This window comes from Halobacillus yeomjeoni (assembly GCF_020171525.1).
Taxonomy (GTDB): Bacteria; Bacillota; Bacilli; order Bacillales; family Halobacillaceae; genus Halobacillus; species Halobacillus yeomjeoni.
Genome location: NZ_JAIVAI010000001.1, coordinates 980,431 through 999,192 on the forward strand (window position 1 = coordinate 980,431; position 18,762 = coordinate 999,192).

Annotated in this window: 20 protein-coding genes and 1 riboswitch; of the genes, 5 read left to right on the forward strand and 15 right to left on the reverse strand. The window is 42.2% G+C overall.

Annotated features, from left to right (window positions below; all coding sequences use genetic code 11):
- Positions 1 to 8: 8 nt before the first annotated feature.
- The 7 genes from LCL89_RS05055 to LCL89_RS05085 form a co-directional block, all read right to left on the reverse strand.
- Positions 9 to 407 carry a DUF192 domain-containing protein gene (locus LCL89_RS05055; protein ID WP_197315810.1) on the reverse strand — a complete coding sequence of 133 codons (399 nt, stop codon included), beginning with the start codon at positions 405 to 407 and terminating at the stop codon, positions 9 to 11.
- Positions 408 to 540: 133 nt separating this feature from the next.
- Positions 541 to 629: riboswitch (cyclic di-GMP riboswitch) on the reverse strand.
- Between the two features lie 278 nt (positions 630 to 907).
- The gene (gene glpK, locus LCL89_RS05060; RefSeq protein WP_224808271.1) at positions 908 to 2,401 is read right to left on the reverse strand and encodes a glycerol kinase GlpK; all 1,494 of its coding nucleotides are present in this window, start codon (positions 2,399 to 2,401) and stop codon (positions 908 to 910) included.
- Between the two features lie 25 nt (positions 2,402 to 2,426).
- Entirely contained in the window at positions 2,427 to 3,257 is an 831-nt protein-coding gene (locus LCL89_RS05065; protein WP_224808273.1) for an MIP/aquaporin family protein, read from the reverse strand.
- A 332-nt stretch (positions 3,258 to 3,589) separates the two neighbouring features.
- On the reverse strand, positions 3,590 to 4,060 hold the full coding sequence (locus tag LCL89_RS05070; RefSeq protein WP_224808275.1) for a DinB family protein: 471 nt from the start codon (positions 4,058 to 4,060) through the stop codon (positions 3,590 to 3,592).
- A 151-nt stretch (positions 4,061 to 4,211) separates the two neighbouring features.
- A complete protein-coding gene (locus tag LCL89_RS05075; RefSeq protein WP_224808277.1) occupies positions 4,212 to 6,632 on the reverse strand; it encodes a S8 family serine peptidase in 2,421 nt (806 codons plus the stop codon).
- 156 nt (positions 6,633 to 6,788) lie between these two features.
- Positions 6,789 to 7,604, reverse strand: a complete 816-nt coding sequence (locus LCL89_RS05080; protein ID WP_224808279.1) for a DUF4037 domain-containing protein — start codon at positions 7,602 to 7,604, stop codon at positions 6,789 to 6,791.
- A gap of 14 nt (positions 7,605 to 7,618) precedes the next feature.
- On the reverse strand, positions 7,619 to 8,164 hold the full coding sequence (locus LCL89_RS05085) for an SDR family NAD(P)-dependent oxidoreductase (protein ID WP_224808289.1): 546 nt from the start codon (positions 8,162 to 8,164) through the stop codon (positions 7,619 to 7,621).
- A 205-nt stretch (positions 8,165 to 8,369) separates the two neighbouring features.
- Between LCL89_RS05085 and LCL89_RS05090 the strand changes: the two genes are divergently transcribed.
- Positions 8,370 to 9,188, forward strand: coding sequence for a glycerophosphodiester phosphodiesterase (locus LCL89_RS05090; protein ID WP_224808291.1), 819 nt, complete (start codon positions 8,370 to 8,372; stop codon positions 9,186 to 9,188).
- Between the two features lie 44 nt (positions 9,189 to 9,232).
- Here LCL89_RS05090 and LCL89_RS05095 read toward each other — a convergent pair whose 3' ends face one another.
- Positions 9,233 to 9,865, reverse strand: coding sequence for a plastocyanin/azurin family copper-binding protein (locus LCL89_RS05095; protein ID WP_224808301.1), 633 nt, complete (start codon positions 9,863 to 9,865; stop codon positions 9,233 to 9,235).
- 193 nt (positions 9,866 to 10,058) lie between these two features.
- Here LCL89_RS05095 and LCL89_RS05100 point away from each other — a divergent pair, with 193 nt between their 5' ends.
- Complete coding sequence (locus tag LCL89_RS05100; protein ID WP_224808303.1) at positions 10,059 to 10,625, forward strand: hypothetical protein; 567 nt, start codon at positions 10,059 to 10,061, stop codon at positions 10,623 to 10,625.
- Positions 10,626 to 10,724: 99 nt separating this feature from the next.
- On the opposite strand, the gene LCL89_RS05105 is transcribed toward LCL89_RS05100, so the two are convergent.
- The 5 genes from LCL89_RS05105 to LCL89_RS05125 all read right to left on the reverse strand — a co-directional run bounded on the left by LCL89_RS05105 (position 10,725) and on the right by LCL89_RS05125 (position 15,220).
- Positions 10,725 to 11,051, reverse strand: coding sequence for a four-helix bundle copper-binding protein (locus LCL89_RS05105; protein WP_197315799.1), 327 nt, complete (start codon positions 11,049 to 11,051; stop codon positions 10,725 to 10,727).
- Between the two features lie 160 nt (positions 11,052 to 11,211).
- The gene (locus tag LCL89_RS05110; RefSeq protein WP_224808305.1) at positions 11,212 to 12,153 is read right to left on the reverse strand and encodes a F510_1955 family glycosylhydrolase; all 942 of its coding nucleotides are present in this window, start codon (positions 12,151 to 12,153) and stop codon (positions 11,212 to 11,214) included.
- A gap of 105 nt (positions 12,154 to 12,258) precedes the next feature.
- Positions 12,259 to 12,459 (reverse strand): copper chaperone CopZ, encoded by a 201-nt coding sequence (gene copZ, locus LCL89_RS05115; RefSeq protein ID WP_224808307.1) that lies wholly within the window; start codon positions 12,457 to 12,459, stop codon positions 12,259 to 12,261.
- A gap of 24 nt (positions 12,460 to 12,483) precedes the next feature.
- Positions 12,484 to 14,889 (reverse strand): heavy metal translocating P-type ATPase, encoded by a 2,406-nt coding sequence (locus LCL89_RS05120; protein ID WP_224808308.1) that lies wholly within the window; start codon positions 14,887 to 14,889, stop codon positions 12,484 to 12,486.
- A 13-nt stretch (positions 14,890 to 14,902) separates the two neighbouring features.
- The gene (locus tag LCL89_RS05125; protein WP_224808317.1) at positions 14,903 to 15,220 is read right to left on the reverse strand and encodes a metal-sensing transcriptional repressor; all 318 of its coding nucleotides are present in this window, start codon (positions 15,218 to 15,220) and stop codon (positions 14,903 to 14,905) included.
- A 141-nt stretch (positions 15,221 to 15,361) separates the two neighbouring features.
- Here LCL89_RS05125 and LCL89_RS05130 point away from each other — a divergent pair, with 141 nt between their 5' ends.
- Positions 15,362 to 16,018: a DUF4396 domain-containing protein gene (locus LCL89_RS05130; RefSeq protein WP_224808319.1), complete on the forward strand. Its 657-nt coding sequence runs from the start codon at positions 15,362 to 15,364 to the stop codon at positions 16,016 to 16,018.
- Between the two features lie 109 nt (positions 16,019 to 16,127).
- Here the strand turns inward: LCL89_RS05130 and LCL89_RS05135 are convergent, their stop codons facing one another.
- Together LCL89_RS05135 and LCL89_RS05140 are read right to left on the reverse strand one after the other, a co-directional pair.
- Positions 16,128 to 16,490 carry a rhodanese-like domain-containing protein gene (locus tag LCL89_RS05135; RefSeq protein ID WP_224808321.1) on the reverse strand — a complete coding sequence of 121 codons (363 nt, stop codon included), beginning with the start codon at positions 16,488 to 16,490 and terminating at the stop codon, positions 16,128 to 16,130.
- 13 nt (positions 16,491 to 16,503) lie between these two features.
- Positions 16,504 to 16,821, reverse strand: a complete 318-nt coding sequence (locus tag LCL89_RS05140; RefSeq protein ID WP_224808323.1) for a rhodanese-like domain-containing protein — start codon at positions 16,819 to 16,821, stop codon at positions 16,504 to 16,506.
- A gap of 289 nt (positions 16,822 to 17,110) precedes the next feature.
- Here LCL89_RS05140 and LCL89_RS05145 point away from each other — a divergent pair, with 289 nt between their 5' ends.
- A complete protein-coding gene (locus LCL89_RS05145; protein ID WP_224808325.1) occupies positions 17,111 to 17,365 on the forward strand; it encodes a hypothetical protein in 255 nt (84 codons plus the stop codon).
- A gap of 82 nt (positions 17,366 to 17,447) precedes the next feature.
- Positions 17,448 to 18,530, forward strand: coding sequence for a 23S rRNA (adenine(2503)-C(2))-methyltransferase RlmN (gene rlmN / locus LCL89_RS05150; protein WP_224808336.1), 1,083 nt, complete (start codon positions 17,448 to 17,450; stop codon positions 18,528 to 18,530).
- Positions 18,531 to 18,762 lie beyond the last annotated feature (232 nt).

Below are 18,762 nucleotides of genomic sequence, written 5' to 3' on the forward strand. Positions count from 1 at the left end.
TTTCCTCCTTATATTTTCGTTTTTTCCAATATCGAACCCTCAGGTACTCCAACGTTTGAATGACTGGGTTGAAAAATCAATCGATGACCGATGTCCGTTCCAGTCTTCATCAGGGTTCCGGCTGGAAGCTCTACCACTGAGTAAGCATCGGCATACCTTTTACCCGTTCTGCCTGGTTCAAGCTTTTCTTCTACAGCCACGATGACATTGTCTTTATTCAAATACAAAACATCGATCGGGTAATTCATGAAATACGTATGGATGGATCGGCAGGGTCTGATGTGTAAACCAGAGCCGGAGTCGAGCTTATCGGTGAACATCAAACCACGGAGACGGGTGAAAAAGTGGTAAGCTCCTCTCAAGCTTTCGACGATTACTTCTTCATTATCCAGGTTTACAAGTTTCAACCTCTCACCTCCCTAAAACTAAAATAACCCCACCTTTACCGAAAGGTGGGGTTGGTAGGAAAAAACAAATGAATAGGTTGAGAGGGGAGTTTACAACTTATTCATTCGTTGATCTTCCAAAGACCCTGAATCTTTCGGTAACTGGCTGGCTTAGTGAGATGACTCACCTTAGCCCCTGTAGCTTTGCGTCACAAGCTTTCACTTGCTCTGCCTTTTCGAGATTCAGATGTCTTTACACTTGTCCGTCTGATCTCTTGAATACATATTATTGCGAACACGAGAAAAAAGGAATAGGCTAAATGTACTAAAAATACAAAAATCTTAACATATTTACAATTTTCTGTTTGTAGGTCTAAAGACCTTTTTTTAATAGTTTTCCATAATTTTATAAGAACAAGAATATTTTATTTTTTAAAACTTGTATAAAGAAAAAAACTTTACATTATACAACTGAACCTGGAATTTAAACAAAAAAGGGGAGCGATCGGCTCCCCTCATCATCATTTGTATTCTCTTGTTGCAGCTACAGCTTTTTTCCATCCTTTGTAAAGACGATCACGATCTTCTTCTTTCATCTCTTCCTTGAAAGTACGATCGATTTTCCACTGTTCTGCGATTTCATTTTTATCCTTCCAATAGCCGACGGCAAGTCCTGCCAGGTAGGCAGCTCCTAATGCGGTTGTCTCCTGCAGTACCGGACGCTCGACAGGAACATTCAAAATGTCGCTCTGGAACTGCATCAGGAAGTTATTTTTTACGGCTCCACCATCAACGCGAAGTGTTTTCAAGTCGATTCCTGAATCTGCAATCATTGCATCCAGCACATCTTTTGTCTGATAAGCGAGTGACTCTAAAGTGGCACGTACCATGTGCTCTTTAGAAGTACCACGTGTCAGTCCGAACATTGCCCCGCGTGCATCGCTGTCCCAATAAGGCGTACCTAACCCTACGAAAGCAGGAACCAGATAGACACCATCCGTAGACTCTACTGAAGTGGCAAGTTCTTCTGTTTCAGCAGCATTTTCAATAATTTTCAATCCATCTCTAAGCCACTGAATTGCAGAGCCAGCAACGAAAATACTTCCTTCCAAAGCATATTCGACTTTTCCATCAACGCCCCAGGCGAGTGTTGTCAGAAGTCCATGGTCGGAAGAGACTCCTTCTTCCCCTGTATTCATCAACATGAAGCATCCTGTACCATAGGTATTTTTAGCCATCCCTTTTTCGAAGCACGCCTGACCGAATAGTGCAGCTTGCTGGTCACCGGCGATACCGGCAATCGGCACTTCCTGCCCGAAAAAGTGGTAATCTGTCGTATGTGCGTACACTTCAGATGATTGTTTAACTTCAGGAAGCATACTTTTCGGAACGGATAGAATATCCAATAATTCCTGGTCCCACTCTAAGTCGTAAATATTGAACATCAGTGTACGGGATGCGTTTGAATAATCTGTAACATGGGCTTTTCCACCTGAGAGTTTATAGACAAGCCACGTGTCGATTGTTCCAAAAAGAAGGTCCCCGTTTTCCGCTTTTTCTCTTGCTCCATCGACGTTATCAAGAATCCACTTCACTTTTGTTCCGGAGAAATACGGGTCTAGTAAAAGGCCTGTTTTTTCTCTGAATAAATCATTGTGTCCTTCCGCTCGCAATTCTTTGCAGATGTCTTCCGTCTGACGGGACTGCCAGACGACCGCTTTATAAATTGGTTTTCCTGTATTCTTATCCCATACTACTGCCGTTTCTCTCTGGTTGGTAATGCCGATTCCTTCAATTTGATCGGCCTCTACGTCTGCAATCCTTAATACATCAGCGATACAAGCAAGTACAGAAGTCCAGATTTCATTTGCATCATGCTCGACCCAGCCTGGCTCAGGGAAAAATTGTTGAAATTCTTTCTGAGCAGTTTCTACGATTTCACCCGCTTTATTGAATAAAATCGCTCTGGAACTTGTTGTTCCTTGGTCTAATGATAAAATATACTTTTCCTTCATTGTTCATCGCCTCCATTATATTATTTTAACTAACTTTTCGTTCTGCTTTATCTGCGGTCGTGGTTCCTTTTTGCAGTTCAGATTTAGCAGCTCCAACGAGGATGACTGCCATAACTGCACTCAATCCCCAAAAAGAAATCGAGAATTTTCCAAGAAAAATAGCTTGATAGAATAATGCGCCATACACACCACCTAGAATGGGGCCTACGACTGGAATCCAGGAATAACCCCAATCCGATCCACCTTTACCTGGAATCGGAAGAAGCGCGTGTGCAATACGAGGTCCCAAATCACGGGCAGGGTTGATTGCATACCCTGTCGCTCCACCTAAAGACATCCCGATGGCAACGATCAACGCTCCCACAATCAATGGATTCAAGCCTTCTGTAAACTCATTCGCTCCAATGAACATCAAGCCCATCAGTAACACGAATGTACCGACCATCTCACTCACCAAGTTGGAAAAAGGACTTCTAATAGCGGGATCAGTCGAGAACACGGCAAGTTTGGCTCCTTGGTCTTCGGTCTTCTTCCAATGCGGCAGGTAGTTGAAGAACACAACCACTCCTCCAATGAAGGCACCGATCATTTGAGCTGTCACGTATAAAGGAACCTTAGCCCATGGAAACTCACCCGCTGCAGCCAGTCCTAAAGTAACAGCCGGGTTAATGTGTGCTCCAGAGAAGTTACCTACAGCATAAACAGCCATAGTAACAGCCAAGCCCCAGGCGATGGTAATGACTACCCATCCAGCTCCTTCAGCCTTTGAATCTTTTAATACAACGCCGCCTACGACGCCTCCACCAAAGATTATAAGAATCATTGTTCCAATTAATTCTGAAGCAAAAATAGACATTGATTTCACTCCTATTTAATTTTTTATGACAGAAAAAAGACACACACTTAACGAGAGTACTTTACATCTTGTAATGTACTCTTTGCAGTGTGAGTCTCCAATTCTCCATCACATTGTTAACTTATAGTTTACAATTTACAACACTCTGAAAACGCTGTCAAGGAGATTAATAGACAAAATTAGCTAGTCGTTACTCTTTATCACTTTTTTTCATGTAGTAAAGCTTGTATATTCTCTTTTGTGACAAGGGATTCTTCATGTTTCTTCATCTGCCAAACCAACTCAAAAAATAAAAAAGAGACTGACATCATAGTCAGCCTCTTTTAATTCACTTATTGTCCTTTGATTCCACACTTTAATCCTTTAATTACTCCAATATGTTCACTCTCGTGATGAAGAGCGAACAGAATCACTTCTCCGATGGTATCCAATTGGAATGGACCCGCCTGGAATGGTTCAGAAAGCTCTTCATCAAGCCGACCTTCGAATGTATTTGATAGACGATCTTTCTGCTCAGAGAGAAGCTTCTTCAACTCTTCCACTTTCGGAGGTTCAGTCGTCCAATCTTCAGGGCTTGTCCCGCGGGCGAACATTTCATTGTATCCTTCCGGGATATGCACATCTTCTCTGGCTAAACGGAAAGCGAAAAACTCTAGAGATACATAGACGTGGCCAAGCTGCCAGCGCAGTGAATTCGGATACCCATTCGGAATGATATCCGCATTCTCTTCCGTGATTTTTTCTGCACCCATCAATAAAAATGATCGTGTTATGTCGTACTGTTTCAGAATACTCTTTTCCATTTTTGAACACCTCACATCATTTTTTTCTACACTAAAAGATTATCATACCAAGGTTCATAAACACTACTTTTCTTGAAAATCTCCCACCGCTTGAAGTTCAACTATAAATAAGCAGGCCTCTAAGCTGGAGAGACCTGCACTAATCCAATACTTAATAATTGTTGTAAAAGCGAGTCATTGCGACCGCGAAATCTCCACGTGTTACTTCATTGGATGGCTTGAATGACGCATGGATCGTCGGTTCTTCGTCATAAGGGCCTTGAGTAGAACTGAAATAGACATTCATAATATTAAGATCCACCGCTAATTGTACATAGCCTTTCAAGTGGGCAGGAACTTCATCCCCATCCTTAACTTGTAGTCTCTCCCCTTTATAGGCGACAGTTAATTCCCCTGAAAAATCCTGAGCCTGTTGCTGCAGTCCTAAGCTTTGAACAAGGGAATACGCAAGGTCTGCACGCGAGACTTTATCAGAACCACCGAAAGAGCCGTCTTCACGAAGTTTCATGACGCCGTCAAAGGAGTAGTCCCCTTTCAACGCTGCTCCGTTCGATAACACGGAATTCACAAAAGCATCGTCATTTCTCTTTTCCACCTGACGTATCCCGGAACCCATGACCAAGTAGGAAGCCATTTCTTCTCGGGTAAGCATGTGGTCAGGGTTGAATTCACCACCCTGATGGGCATCAAATAATCGCTCTTCAATTCCAACACGGATGGCTTCTGCTGCAGGATGGCCGTCAATATCCCCAAGCCCCGAGATCGTTTGTGCCGTTTTTTGTGTCAACGTACCGACGACTTTTTCAGGTAAAGCGGCACCTGGGTAGGCACTCACCTCAAGCTTCCATTCTCCTGCCTCCGGCTGATCGACTGTGATCGTATTGACCAGATCGATACTGTACGTTGGATTGAATCCAGATTCATAGACTTCGCCATTAGGGGCTGTAATGGAAAATACGAGCGGATTTCCTCCCTCTTCTGTGTACGTATCTCCATCGGCGTACATTTTAGCTACAAGCTGAGCTTGATCTTCCTGCACAGAGAAAGAAATTTCATTTTCAGATGTCGGGCTGTAGTCGATTTCATAATTTTCTCTGATCACATCCATGGATGTAGAAGCATGGAAAGATCGATCTTTATTGATCGTCGTACCATAATCTTTTTCTTCATTCATTGCCAGATCGACTGCATTATAGGCGTTCACATAACCACTGCCTACTTCATAACCTTCTCTGCCCGGCATATTCGTAGCTGTCTTCCCTATGATTTCTTTCACCTCATTTGGAGATAAAAGCGGGTTCGCCTCGAGCATTAAAGCGACCACACCAGCCACGTGCGGGGTTGCCATCGAAGTTCCATTCAGCATCGTGTAATAAGGAAGATGTTCTGCTTCAATATGATCTTTATCCTTATTCGTATTCAAAACTCCGACCGGCGATAATGTCCGCGCAGAAATAATATCCACACCAGGAGCTGTAACGGTCGGCTCGTCCGTCCACGTCCATGTCTCACCGTCTACTTCAAATGTTTCACTGACTCCTCTTGTTCCTCGTGAAGAAAAGTCCGCTAGCGTTCCGTCCTTTTTACCTGCAGCAACTGAAATGACCCATGGCGCTTTCGCATATGGGTTATGCGTATCTTCGTCCGGGCCCGCATTCCCTGCTGCGAATAAAACCGTGATTCCCCGGTCGAAGCATTTTTTAGTTGCCACGTTCACCGGATCGTCCTTGAAAAAGTCATCATTCGATCCCCAGGAGTTGGTAATGACGCGGATATTGTAACGGCTTTGCTGGGTGATGGCATAATCGAATCCCCCGACTAAATCAAGAATCAACACACCACCGCCGGACCCGTATCCGATCAAATCCGCACCCGGCGCCACTCCTTCATATAAACCGGATGAAGCCTCTCCTGTACCACCAACGGTTCCAGCCACATGGGTTCCGTGACCGGAATTGGTATCGGTATTCGCAACATCTTCCTGGTAGACGACAGGAGCCAGACCAGTCGACATCGGCATATTCGTCGTTCCTAAGACGTTCTGAACCAGGTTTTCCCCTAACTCCAGGTCAGGGTGTGTACCGTCGACACCACTGTCGTTTACCACAACCCCGATTCCATTACCTGTCACAGGGAGACCTCCGTTGGCTTTTCTCATCCAGTCATCCGTCCGGACTTTGTCCACTCCTGTAAGATGAGTCGCATCTCCATTGTAAAACTCGACTTCCCGATTGAGATAAAGAGAACGAACTTCCGGATGGCTGCTCAGCTCTTTGATTTGATCAGCATCCGCAAGCACTCCTGCAATCGGCAGCGACTGCATCGTCACTCCTGTATCAATACCTAGAGTTTTCAACACATCTACCTGTTGTTTCGTCGGTGCTTGATCTCCATGGAAAGTAACGATGACATTGATCAGACCATCTGTCGTTTCCATTTTCGTTTTCAAATGCTGGTCTACTTCTGCCCTCTCTGTTCCTGATGCAGCACCGATCAGGCCTGCAGGATAGATAAAGCTGAATAATAAAACAGCTAACACTAGAATCAATAAGGGGTTATTCTTCGTTTTCACCATCACCCACTCCTTTTATACTGAAATTTCTGATAACTATACTTTTCCATTATCCCACCACCACTTCCACAATCCTATCCTGTGAAATGTGTATTTAATGGCGCGGAAAGTAGTAGATTGCAATACTACTTATGGCGTAATACAAAAAAGAGACGCCTATGACAAGGCGTCTTTTGATTCTAAATCTTCTTTTTTCGGAAATTGAACGGCAGTGAGTGCGGCTACATCTTCATAAAGAGTTTCCAACTCAACTATGGCACGTTCTGGATTCCCCTGGTATAGACCTTCCAACCTCTTTTCGAAATGAAGAGGTTTTATGTTCATCTTTTGAATCGTCTCGTTCATCCACTTGAAGGAAGGGTGTTGGACATAAAGATGATTCAACCCGAATAAAACTCCGAATAAATTCTTTTGTACTTGATTGATTACATCATAGAGCATCAACCAGTCTTTCCTGTGAAGCAGTGCATACCGATTGTTCCAACGGTTTCCTAAGTCCATATGGGTTTGTACCATTTGGTAAGCGAGTTCGTTCGGATAGATGCTTGATTTCTTTTTGAATTCATCAATGATTTCATGACCATAGAGGCCTTCCCCATCCACGATAGAGGAAACAATACACTGATAATCATAATCGATATTGAAATCTTCCACTACACTATGCACGACTTTATCGATCGTCGTCGTCAGGAAGTTGCTGATTTCAAGCTTAATACCCGGTTCAATCCTATAAGACTCCGACCACTCTTCATCTTCATAGGGGTAATAGGACAATAACTCTCCTTTCAATTGATAGATCGGTGCCTTCCGCTCCTCATCACTTGGAGAAACGGACCAGAAGATATGTAATTCGATATCTGAAAAATCATCGTCCCATCCTCTACCTACAGATCCAGCCAGTAGAACTGCATCAATATTAGGATTTTGAGTATAGATAGCTGCCGTTTCTTCTGCAAGTTCTTTTAAGTTCATGGCAATCTCCCTTGTTACTGCGGCCTTTTTTCATAGGGTTCTAAGGTCCCTACGATGTATTCTTGTGCACGTGTCTTGATACCTTCAATGACACCATTTGATATTTCCTCATGTGTCAGCCACCTCGATTTTTCTTCTTCAATGATAAACCCTAAGTAGATCGAGTGGTGGTTACAATTTGATGGCAAGACTAATGTGTTTTTTTCAAAATATCTACGACTCCCCAAAACTTGATAGAGGTCGTACGAACCCTGATCTTCACTCACTAATTTCAATATGAATTCGAGCACTTGGTTATAAGGCGTCCAACTGACCACTTTGGAAACAGGACCGATACGGTCAAGGGCCCGCTTCACTTCTTCTTCCACTTTCAAATAGTCCTGATAGTCAACAATCAGCGGATTGATAGATTCAGATTTTTCCAAGAGATCCGTCAACTGCTTATGCTTCTCTCTACTTCTTCCGATGACCGATACAGTCGCTCCTTCTTCGGCCAGCCAGCGGCATACACCGGACAACATTCCGGTCCCCCCGATTACGAGGACATGTTCGTTTTCCATAGTTTTATACTCCTTCCCCAGCACTTCCATAGTCTTCTACTTCTACAATGATTTCTTATTCCCCTTCAGTAAGAATGTAACAACATTTAGTCTGATATTCTCAGTTTTTGTCATAGAAATCTAAACTTCCCTTACAACCTGTTAATCTTCCCTTTATAGAGCGCTGTTAACCTGAACATGACATACATATGAAGGAGTGATTGTAATGAAAAAAATCGTATCAGCTGTGCTGACTGCAGCGATGATGGCAGGCCTGTTCTTTCAGCCTGTGGAAACCGTGCAGGCAGAAAAAAATGAAAACAAAGTATTGACGATTGCCCACCGCGGCGCATCTGGGTATGCACCAGAGAATACGATGGCAGCTTTTGAGAAATCTGTAGATATGAAAGCAGATTTATTCGAAATCGACGTGCAGATGAGTAAAGATGGAGAAATTGTGGTCATCCACGACACCACCGTCGACCGAACGACGAACGGCAGTGGAAAAGTAAAAGATCTGACATTGGAAGAGTTGAGGTCTCTTGATGCAGGAAGCTGGTTCGGAGAGGAGTTTACAGGGGAAAAAATTCCGACTTTGAGCGAAGTACTGGATGAGTATCGCGGAAAATCAGGTATCTTGATTGAAATCAAATCCCCTTCTCTGTATCCGGGTATTGAAAAGAAAATTGCTGAAGAACTGAAGGAACGTAAATTACATAAACCGAACAATGAAAAAATCATTGTTCAGTCTTTCAACCATGATTCCGTTCAGACGTTCCATTCCATTCTTCCTTCAGTACCTGTTGGCGTTTTAATCGGTTATGATGAAGCAGGAATTTCAAGCGAAGAGATGAATGAGTTTTCAAGCTATGCCGAGTATGTGAACCCAAGCAAAAAAATGGTCGATGAGGACCTCGTCGACCGCATTCATGATCATGATATGGAGATCCACCCTTGGACCGTAAGAGATCGCGATTCTGCAAATGCGCTTCTTGATGCAGGTGTAGACGGAATCATTACGGATTATCCTGATTATATCGAATAAATAAAAAGTCTGTTCCTTGCTTACAAGGAACAGACTTTTTTCTTTTATTCCACTACTGTAAATGTCCCTGTCATGCCCGCTTCTTCGTGGCCGGGAACTGTGCATACAAACTCATATTCACCTGTTTCAGAAGGGATGAATTTAAGTTTCACCGTTTGACCCGATTTCGCATTCATGTGGAAACTGTTTTTATGGTGCCCATCGTGATCCCCTGCGGCATGAACTTTAGTTACACCGAACAGTTCATCCAGCATGGACATTGATTCAGGGTGATCCGGCATTTCCCCTTTATAGGTGATTTCCGCTTTTAATTCAGTAGTAGTCAGATCATGGAACATATCCCCATCATTGATCAAAACCAACTCATATTCGACACCTTTTTTCAAAGTGATTTCGCTCGGATCGAAACCCATCTCATAAGCTGACACTTCAATCACGTTGTTATTTTCATCGTACATATGTTTTTCTTCATCCGATTGTTTTGAAGAGTCCTTACTTTTATCTTCAGATTCACCTTTTTCGGTTTCATTTTCTGAACCGGATTCATTTTCAGTCGTTTCGTCCGCCACTTGTTCTTCCGTATCTTTTTCTGATACTTGTTCGGAACTACTGCAGCCTACAAGCGCGAACGAGGATATAATTCCTATGAATATGATTAATAAATGTTTATAATTCATCATGTTCCCCTCCCTGGTAATAGGTCTAAACTAACCGTATCACAAGGAGAATAAACCCATCAATTTATTATAGTTTCGAAATGAATTTACTCAGCTATTCAATCCAATCAAGCACTCCGAAGATGCTCAGCACCCATCCTATTCTTTTTCAGTACTGCCTGCCATAAATTTAGATATATAAGGAGGCAGTACTATGGGCTATTTTTTGATCTATTCTATCTTTACAGCGACTTCCATTTCAGTAGCTTCTATGATTTTAGGAAAGAAATTTCTCAAACATCTTAAAGAGCATGAGAGGAAGGTTATTGCCATGGTTTCCGGGACAAGTACGACCATGCTTTTAGGGATAAGTCTAGCCGTATTTTATACTGATTATCTATTGTTAGCTACATTGATAGGCATCAGTTCAGGGCTTTTCCTTGGTGGGTTGAATGGAATCACCCTTGGCTTCATCCCTGCCTTCGAAGGAGCTATGTCAGGCTTTATGGGTGGGATGATGGGAGTTATGCTTGGGGCTATGCTTCCACTTGAAGACTCGTATTTATTAGTTCAACTATTCATGGTTTTCGCTTTATGTTCTTTGATGTTGTTTGGCATTTTTTTAAACAAGCAGTCAGACAAATCAAATGTGAATAGGAAATGGTTCATTAAACCACTTTTCATAAGCATCCTTATTATTGGATATATGCTCACCGGCAACTATTTCAGCCAATCAACAATTAATGAAACACCTGTCCAGTCCCACCATCATAAGCACTAATAAATGTTTTGGTCTGGCGGGCCAATGGCCTGAGGGTATATGAAGCACAAAAAAAGAAACCGCAGCTACCGAGCTGTGGTTTCTTTTCTATTCTTACATTTATGCAATGCTTTTGCATGCATCCGCACACTTGAAGCAAGCTTCCGCACATTTTTGGCAGTGATCGTGATTATGTTTCTTACATTCATTTCCGCACGCCTCACAAATTTCTGCACAGACGTTCGCGAGTTGGGCTGCGAAAGGAGTTCCCCTCACTAATGCTTGCTCTAAGTAAGAACAAATATCGGCACATTCCCTATCAAGACGAATACATTGAGCCATCGGATTGATATCATCTTCTTGAAGACATGCATCATAACAATGGTTACACGCTTCCATACATTCATGTAAAGCATCAATTACTTTTTGATAGTTTTCATGTGACATGAAAAAATTCCTCCTTTGAATTTTTGCTACATATTTACAATTTCCTGTGAATGGTATGAATAAACATAAATAACAAAATTCACTTAACATAGGTGTCCTGGGCGAGGAGTACGGAAACGCTACTAGATTCAATATTTTTATTAGAGAAAAATCAAGTGCTCTATTTGACCCTTCCTTTATCAATGATTTTGTCCCAGGTTTCTCCGGAGTCATTTGTAATGAAACTATCTCCCTGTACAGTGAAGATCACTAAGTTCTCGATCACCTCTGGATTTTGAGCGACGTACATTACCGCATCTTCTTTCAACTCAGGCAACTGGATATCTCCGGTTTTTTCACTTCGCCAATCATACTCCTTTAATGAAGGCATCCCATCGTAATGACCATAGAGTAATCGGTCATTTGAAAAATGAAGGCCGCCAGCTTGTCCAGGTTCAGAGATCAATTCAAACGTCCCACCAGCGTCTTTGCTGAAGAACACTCCTGTTTCAGTAGAGATGGCTAAAGTTTTTTTATCATCGGGATGGACAGCAATTTGAAAAATGTTTTTTCCTAAGTTTTCGGCTTTTAACTTTTCCCATGTTTCTCCTTTGTTGAAACTTCGGTATAGACCTTGATCCATTTCAGAATTAGGCACCTGGTTCAGCACATAAATAGCTTCATTATTATAACCGACGCCCATCGCATGAAAATCGCTTTCTCCTTCAAATCCATAGGACGTCAACTCTTTTTCGTTTATGTTCCCTTGTTGAATTCCTATGGGATTCGGGAGATCGCTCGCTTTTCCTGGATGACCGGACGTGTAAAACCCATCCTTCACAGCTGCAAATCCCATATAATCATTTTTGTGGAAATCTGATTCCAACCAGCCTTCATTTTTATAAATTTTAATCCCTTCATGGGCAGCAAAAGCAAGAATATCTTTTTCCAAAAACCCTATCCCATGAACATGTTTCACTTTACCATCAAATGCAGATAAATGAGCATTCTCAACTTTTTCGTTTTCCTTCGTATCCGTTTCACCGGATTCTTCAGAACCGGTGCATCCCGTGATGAATAGAATCATTGTAATTATCAGGAGCACCCACACAGTGTTTTTCATACCTTTCACTCCTCTTTGATTAACTTAGTGTAGATAGGAAGGGCGTCCCTCCCATAAAAAATATACCCTAAGAAAACGATCTTAGGGTATTGCCATCATTGTTGTTTACACGACGTCATAGCCTTGTTCTTCAATAGCCTCAACCATTTCTTTTTCTGACACATTTTCTGAATAGGAAACTATGACTTCATTCTCAGCAAGGTGAACACTAACGTCTTCTACACCCTCTAAATTTTTCAAAGCCGTCTCTACTGCGTTCACACAATGTCCGCAGCTCATTCCTTCTACTTTAAATGTCTTTTCCATTTCAAACACTCCCTGCTTATCTTTTTACAATTTCACTCTCTTCAATCGAAGGGAATTACTGACTACACTTACGGAACTGAACGCCATGGCAGCACCGGCGACCCATGGAGCTAACAATCCGACAGCGGCTACAGGGATACCTGCTGAGTTGTAAGCAAGTGCCCAGAATAAATTCTGTTTGATGTTTTTCATCGTTTTGCGGCTGAGCTGTATCGCTTTGGTCAAGTTCTCAAGGTCACCGCCGATAAGCGTGATATCTGCCGTTTCAATGGCAACATCCGAACCGGTACCGATTGCTACACCGATATCTGCTGTAGCCAGTGATGGTGCATCATTGATTCCGTCCCCTACCATGGCGACTTTTCTGCCACTTTTCTGAAGCTCTTTCACCTTTTCCGCTTTTTCTTCCGGCAGAACTTCAGCGAAGACTCCTTCAATACCGACTTGGGATGCAATGGCTTCGGCCGTCCGTTTATTATCTCCTGTAACCATATAAACTTCTATTCCATACTCTTTCCATTCACGAATCACTTGTTTGGATGTTTCTTTCACTGTATCAGCGACTGCGATATACCCTTCAAGCTGAGAATCTACAGCAATGAACATCGCTGTCTTTCCTTCGTATTCCAAGTCACTGATGACCTCTTCATATTCTTGATAGGCGATTCCTTCCTGCTCCATCAACTTTCTTGTTCCGACGAGGACAGATTTTTCATCAACAATCGCTTTGATTCCATACCCTGGAATCGCCTCAAAATGGGACGTTACCTTCATCAATACTTCATTTCTTTCTCCATACTGAACGATGGCTTCAGCCAACGGGTGTTCAGACGATCGTTCAGAAGATGCTACATACATCAATAAGCTCTCATCGTCTGTATGGAACGCCTTGAAGTCAGTAACGCTCGGTTTACCTTTCGTCACCGTACCTGTTTTATCCAGTAAAATCGTATCGATTTGCTGAGTACCTTCCAAATATTCTCCGCCTTTAAAGAGAATTCCCTGCTCAGCACCTTTTCCTGTCCCTACCATGATTGAAGTAGGCGTAGCCAGGCCAAGCGCACAAGGACAGGCGATGACGAGAACTGCAATGGCTGCTTCCAATGCTTGAGGAAGCTCGCCGGGGGCTACGAAAAAGAACCACACGATAAATGTTAAGAGAGCGATACCTACAACAATCGGTACGAATATTCCTGAAATTACATCCGCCGTCCTTTGAATCGGAGCTTTGGATCCTTGCGCTTCTTCAACAATTTTGACGATTCCTGCAAGGGCCGTATCTTTTCCGACTCTTTCAGCTTCCATGTGGATCGTTCCATTTTTATTGATGGTCGATCCGATTACAGGGTCATGGAAATGTTTCTCTACCGGGATTGATTCACCGGTGATCATCGATTCATCAATCGATGTCCGCCCTTTGATAATTTTGCCGTCTACCGGAATCTTTTCTCCGGGTTTGACGATAAGTACATCTCCGACTTGAACCTCGTCGACGGGAATTTGTTCTTCTTTCCCATTTTTAAGAATGGTAGCTTCTTTGGCTTGAAGGTTCAATAACTTCGTCAATGCTTTTGTCGTCCGGCCTTTGGCCAGCGTTTCGAAAAGCTTTCCTACCAGGATCAAGGTGATCAATACCGCACTGGTCTCGAAATATAGTTCAGGCGTATGACCGAGGTTGATCTGCCAGCGAACCGCTTCTACCAAGCTGTAAAAATAAGCAGCCGATGTTCCGAGTGCCACTAATACATCCATATTGGCACTCTTATTACTCAGAGCACGGAAGGCACCTGAATAAAATGGAGCACCGATGTAAAACTGGACGGGAGTGGCCAAAGCGAATTGAAACCATGGGTTCATGAAAATCGAAGGAACAGGAAGTCCTATATCCCACGGCATATGTCCGATCATGGTATATAGAAGAGGAAGAGATAATAGGATAGAAATCCAAAGTTTTGTTTTCTTTCTCTTAATCTCTTCTTCTTTTTGATTTTTCTGCTCTTCCCGATCCTTTTTGATTTCTGCATCATATCCAAGCTTCTTGATTTTTTCAATAATTTCTTCTACTGAAACGATACCAGGCTCATACTGGAGCGTTCCTGTTTCAGTGGTGAGGTTGATCGAGGCTTCCTGAACCCCTTTCATTTTGCTCAACACTTTTTGGATACGGGTCGAACACGCCGAACACGTCATTCCGTGTATATCCAGTTCCAGCTTTTCTGTCTGTACACCATACCCAAGCTTTTCAATCTTCTCAGTTATTTGATCAGGCTCGACTTGTTCCTCATTGTATTTGATGGTGGCCTTTTCCATCGTCAAATTGACATTGGCTTCCACACCATCCATCTTGTTCAACACTTTCTCGATACGGGCTGAACACGCCGAACATGTCATCCCCGTGACACCAATGTTCATTTCTTTCTGTCCGCTCATCAACGACCCCTCCTTATTTGGAGAATTGCTGCACGACCTTCATCAATTCATCAATCGCTTCGTCGCCATTTCCCTTTTTGATGGCGTCAGAAACGCAGTGGTGGGTATGGCGTTCCATCAAGTTATGACCGACCTTCGTCAATGCTTTATTGATGGCTGATATTTGAATGAGAACGTCCACACAATAACGATCTTCCTCGACCATTTTCTGGATTCCTCTCACTTGACCTTCTATTCTTTTCAATCGATTTAGAACGGCTTGTTTTTCTTCATCTGTTCTAGGCTTTACTGGTTTTTTTCCACTATTTTCAGGAAGTATATGTTCATCCATTATTTTCATCTCCTTTTTCCCAATATACCCCTTATAGGTATATGAAGTCAATTCATGTACAATACAAAGAAATTAAGTTCATTGTTTAACATTAAGAATGACAGGGGTATAGGTAAAAAGAATTAATTAAGAGGTGATTTCATGTTAACCGTAATATCTTGGATCGCATTAACAATTGGACTCATATCGTCCATCATCATTATGGTGGATATTATTAGACACCCGCAGATGATGAAAATCATGAATTTCGTCTGGCCGATCAATGGCTGGTTTTTCGGCCCATTTGCTGTGTGGGCTTATTTTAAATGGGGACGAGTGAAAGCAAAAGATTTAGACATAGAGGATAACAGAGGTATGCCCTCCAAAGTGTTCGTCTCTACAAGCCACTGTTCAGCAGGTTGTACACTTGGTGACGCAGTCGGAGTTCCGATTGTAGCCATGACAGGACTTGCCATCGCCGGATCCACTTTATTTGCACACTATGTAGTAGAATTCACTTTGGCCTATTTATTCGGAATCATCTTCCAGTTTTTTGCTATCTACCCGATGGACAAAGACCTGGGAGTGGCAGGAGTCTTCAAAGCTGCGATTAAAGCAGACTCTCTATCATTGATTGCGTTTGAAGTCGGTATGTTCGGGTGGATGGCCATCGTACACTATTTCTTGTTTTCGGAACCTCCAAAACCTAATGAGGCTACCTATTGGTTCATGATGCAGATTGCCATGATTTTAGGATTCATAACGAGCTATCCTGCGAACTGGATTTTGGTTCGGAAAGGTATTAAGGAAGAAATGTGATTCACTTATAACAAAAGTGGGTATCTCCCCCCTTCAGTCATTGTTCTTAAATAAAAACAACCTAAAAAACGCTGATCTAAGTATAGATCAGCGTTTTTTCATTATTATATTAACCCCAGGATCCAATTCCGCCTCGAACATTAGTCACCTTACTGAACCCTTGTTTTTTCAATACCTTTGCAGCCTTCATACTTCTCATACCACTCTGGCACAGCAACATCACTTCTTGATCCTTATCCAGCTCCTTCGAACGTCGGGGAAGTTCGGATAAAGGAATGTTTTTAAAAGGTTTTTTGGATGCGGTCTTGTATTCCCCCGGGGTACGAACATCTACGAATTGTACGTTTTTATCCTTTAATCGATTTTCTGCATCTTCGGTAGAAATCGATTGTACACCTTTGGCTGGCATAAAGCGGCTCGCTACGAAGAAAGCCACCCCGATGATAATGACCCATTGAATCAAGTCTTCCATTAATTATTCCTCCTTATTTATGACAAACACAGGCTATGGAAAGTTGTGCCTCTTCTTCCGGCATCACATAACCGTCAACTTCATATCCTTTTTTTCTTAATAATCGAGTACATAGATTCTTCTCCACTCGATCTTCCACGACTAACACGACCTTTTTATCCGGCAGGTCGGTATGGTGACGGTTCAGATAAGAGAAAGGAATACAGTGTGCCTGATCGATCTGGTCACGATGGGACGTCTGATAATCCCGCGCATCTAAAAGGACTTCGTTCTCCGTTACTTCATCCAAGGTCATGCGCTCAACACCCTGGACGGGTATATATCGATTCATTACTATTATAGTTATAAAAAGCAAAATTCCAACAATAAGGATATTCATGATCTCACCCCTTATCAAATGACTCACCGACTATTCTATACCTACACGGGTATGCAGTCAACCATTTGAATTGTAAGAGGAAAATCTGCGCTTCCCTCTCCTAATTCAGGCCAAAGGTCGCATCAGATAATATTTAACCAGGGTCATTCCAACCAAGTTCATGTTTGACACCATATTATATTAAAATAATAAATGGTTTTGTGTTATGGTATAAACGAGAGATAATATAAGGAGAATGCAGGTGGATTTACTTCAATTTTTAGTTGATGAAGGGTTTTGTGGAATAATGTTCAACAGCGGTTCCAAAGTGAAGAACATTGGTCTTGACGAGCTGGAGTCCAATGAACAGCTTTTTGAAACGATGAGCATCCGCCCCTTAGCAGTGCAATATTTCCCTTACGAAAAAGAACCCTATATGGTATGTACATCAAAGGAAACAAATAGAACCATCAAATTGATCAAAACGCGTTCTCACTCTTCTGTAATAGGCAGATAATTATGACAACACTATAACGCTTGTATCCTTATCGCTAATCCATTATCATAGGAATAGCGATTTTTTTAAGAGGAGCGTATTTATGAAACCATCCATATACGGATTAACGTTTGATCAACTGACAGATTGGCTGGTTGAGCATGGCGAGAAAAAGTTCCGTTCAAAGCAGGTATGGGACTGGCTTTATCAAAAAAGAGTCACAGATTTTTCTCAAATGAAAAACTTGAATCAATCCTGTATAGATGTGCTTCAAGAGCACTTTACGATTGAAACGTTATCAGAAGAAATTAAACAGGAGTCTAAAGACGGAACCATCAAGTTCCTCTTTAAACTTGCAGACGGAAATGTCATTGAGACCGTTCTCATGCGTTTCAACTACGGCCTTTCCGTTTGTGTCACGACTCAGGTCGGCTGTAATATCGGTTGTTCATTCTGTGCAAGTGGAATTCTCCGTAAAAGCCGTGATTTGACAAGTGGTGAGATCGTTGAACAGATCATGCAGGTGCAGCAGCATCTCGATAAGCAGGAAAAAGATGAACGTGTCAGCCACATCGTCGTCATGGGAATCGGTGAACCATTTGATAACTATGACAACTTGATTGACTTCTTGAATGTCGTGAATGACCAAAAAGGTCTTTCTATCGGTGCCCGTCATATCACTGTTTCAACAAGTGGTATTGCACCGAAGATGTATGAATTCGCTGATGAAGGAATTCAAATCAACTTGGCCTTATCTATTCACGCACCGAACAACGAGCTTCGTTCAAGAATCATGAAAATCAACCGTGCCTACCCACTTGAAGAATTGATGCCGGCCATTGATTACTACTTGGAAAAAACGAATCGAAGAATCACATTTGAATATATCCTGTTGAAAGACGTCAACGACCATAAGGAAGAAGCTGAGCAGCTTGCTGATCTTCTGAAAGATAAGCGTCACTTATCGTATGTCAATCTGATTCCTTATAATCCGGTCGCAGACCATCCGTATGAACGGAGTGAAAAGGAAGCAATTCTGACGTTCTATCAAACATTGATGGATCGCGGCATCAAATGTGGTGTCCGTACAGAACACGGTACGGATATCGACGCTGCATGTGGTCAGTTGAGAAGTAAACAGATCGAGAAAGAAAAAGCACGCAAGAAGAAAAAGCAACAAGTTTAAACACTTGCTGGATAAGCATGATGGGATTTCCCATCATGCTTTTTTTATTGGTTCAACCATTCGTTTTTAAAACTTAATTTATGCTGTTATTTATAGGAAGACATTCGTCTATACAGAACCCTATTTTCGACATATCTTAATGAATAGGGAGGTAAAGGGTCAAAAGTTAAAAAAATTCTAAAATTACATACACTCTCCCATCCAATTAATTTTTTTTAAAATAAATTATTTT

What these genes read in the sequence shown, in the direction of transcription:
- LCL89_RS05125 (WP_224808317.1), bottom strand. Translation starts at nt 15,220, where the DNA reads ATGGATGAACATATACTTCCTGAAAATAGTGGAAAAAAACCAGTAAAG.
- LCL89_RS05130 (WP_224808319.1), top strand. Translation starts at nt 15,362, where the DNA reads ATGTTAACCGTAATATCTTGGATCGCATTAACAATTGGACTCATATCG.
- LCL89_RS05070 (WP_224808275.1), bottom strand. Translation starts at nt 4,060, where the DNA reads ATGGAAAAGAGTATTCTGAAACAGTACGACATAACACGATCATTTTTA.
- LCL89_RS05080 (WP_224808279.1), bottom strand. Translation starts at nt 7,604, where the DNA reads ATGAACTTAAAAGAACTTGCAGAAGAAACGGCAGCTATCTATACTCAA.
- LCL89_RS05105 (WP_197315799.1), bottom strand. Translation starts at nt 11,051, where the DNA reads ATGTCACATGAAAACTATCAAAAAGTAATTGATGCTTTACATGAATGT.
- LCL89_RS05065 (WP_224808273.1), bottom strand. Translation starts at nt 3,257, where the DNA reads ATGTCTATTTTTGCTTCAGAATTAATTGGAACAATGATTCTTATAATC.
- LCL89_RS05085 (WP_224808289.1), bottom strand. Translation starts at nt 8,164, where the DNA reads ATGGAAAACGAACATGTCCTCGTAATCGGGGGGACCGGAATGTTGTCC.
- LCL89_RS05110 (WP_224808305.1), bottom strand. Translation starts at nt 12,153, where the DNA reads ATGAAAAACACTGTGTGGGTGCTCCTGATAATTACAATGATTCTATTC.
- LCL89_RS05120 (WP_224808308.1), bottom strand. Translation starts at nt 14,889, where the DNA reads ATGAGCGGACAGAAAGAAATGAACATTGGTGTCACGGGGATGACATGT.
- glpK (WP_224808271.1), bottom strand. Translation starts at nt 2,401, where the DNA reads ATGAAGGAAAAGTATATTTTATCATTAGACCAAGGAACAACAAGTTCC.
- LCL89_RS05095 (WP_224808301.1), bottom strand. Translation starts at nt 9,865, where the DNA reads ATGAATTATAAACATTTATTAATCATATTCATAGGAATTATATCCTCG.
- LCL89_RS05140 (WP_224808323.1), bottom strand. Translation starts at nt 16,821, where the DNA reads ATGAATCGATATATACCCGTCCAGGGTGTTGAGCGCATGACCTTGGAT.
- copZ (WP_224808307.1), bottom strand. Translation starts at nt 12,459, where the DNA reads ATGGAAAAGACATTTAAAGTAGAAGGAATGAGCTGCGGACATTGTGTG.
- rlmN (WP_224808336.1), top strand. Translation starts at nt 17,448, where the DNA reads ATGAAACCATCCATATACGGATTAACGTTTGATCAACTGACAGATTGG.
- LCL89_RS05135 (WP_224808321.1), bottom strand. Translation starts at nt 16,490, where the DNA reads ATGGAAGACTTGATTCAATGGGTCATTATCATCGGGGTGGCTTTCTTC.
- LCL89_RS05100 (WP_224808303.1), top strand. Translation starts at nt 10,059, where the DNA reads ATGGGCTATTTTTTGATCTATTCTATCTTTACAGCGACTTCCATTTCA.
- LCL89_RS05090 (WP_224808291.1), top strand. Translation starts at nt 8,370, where the DNA reads ATGAAAAAAATCGTATCAGCTGTGCTGACTGCAGCGATGATGGCAGGC.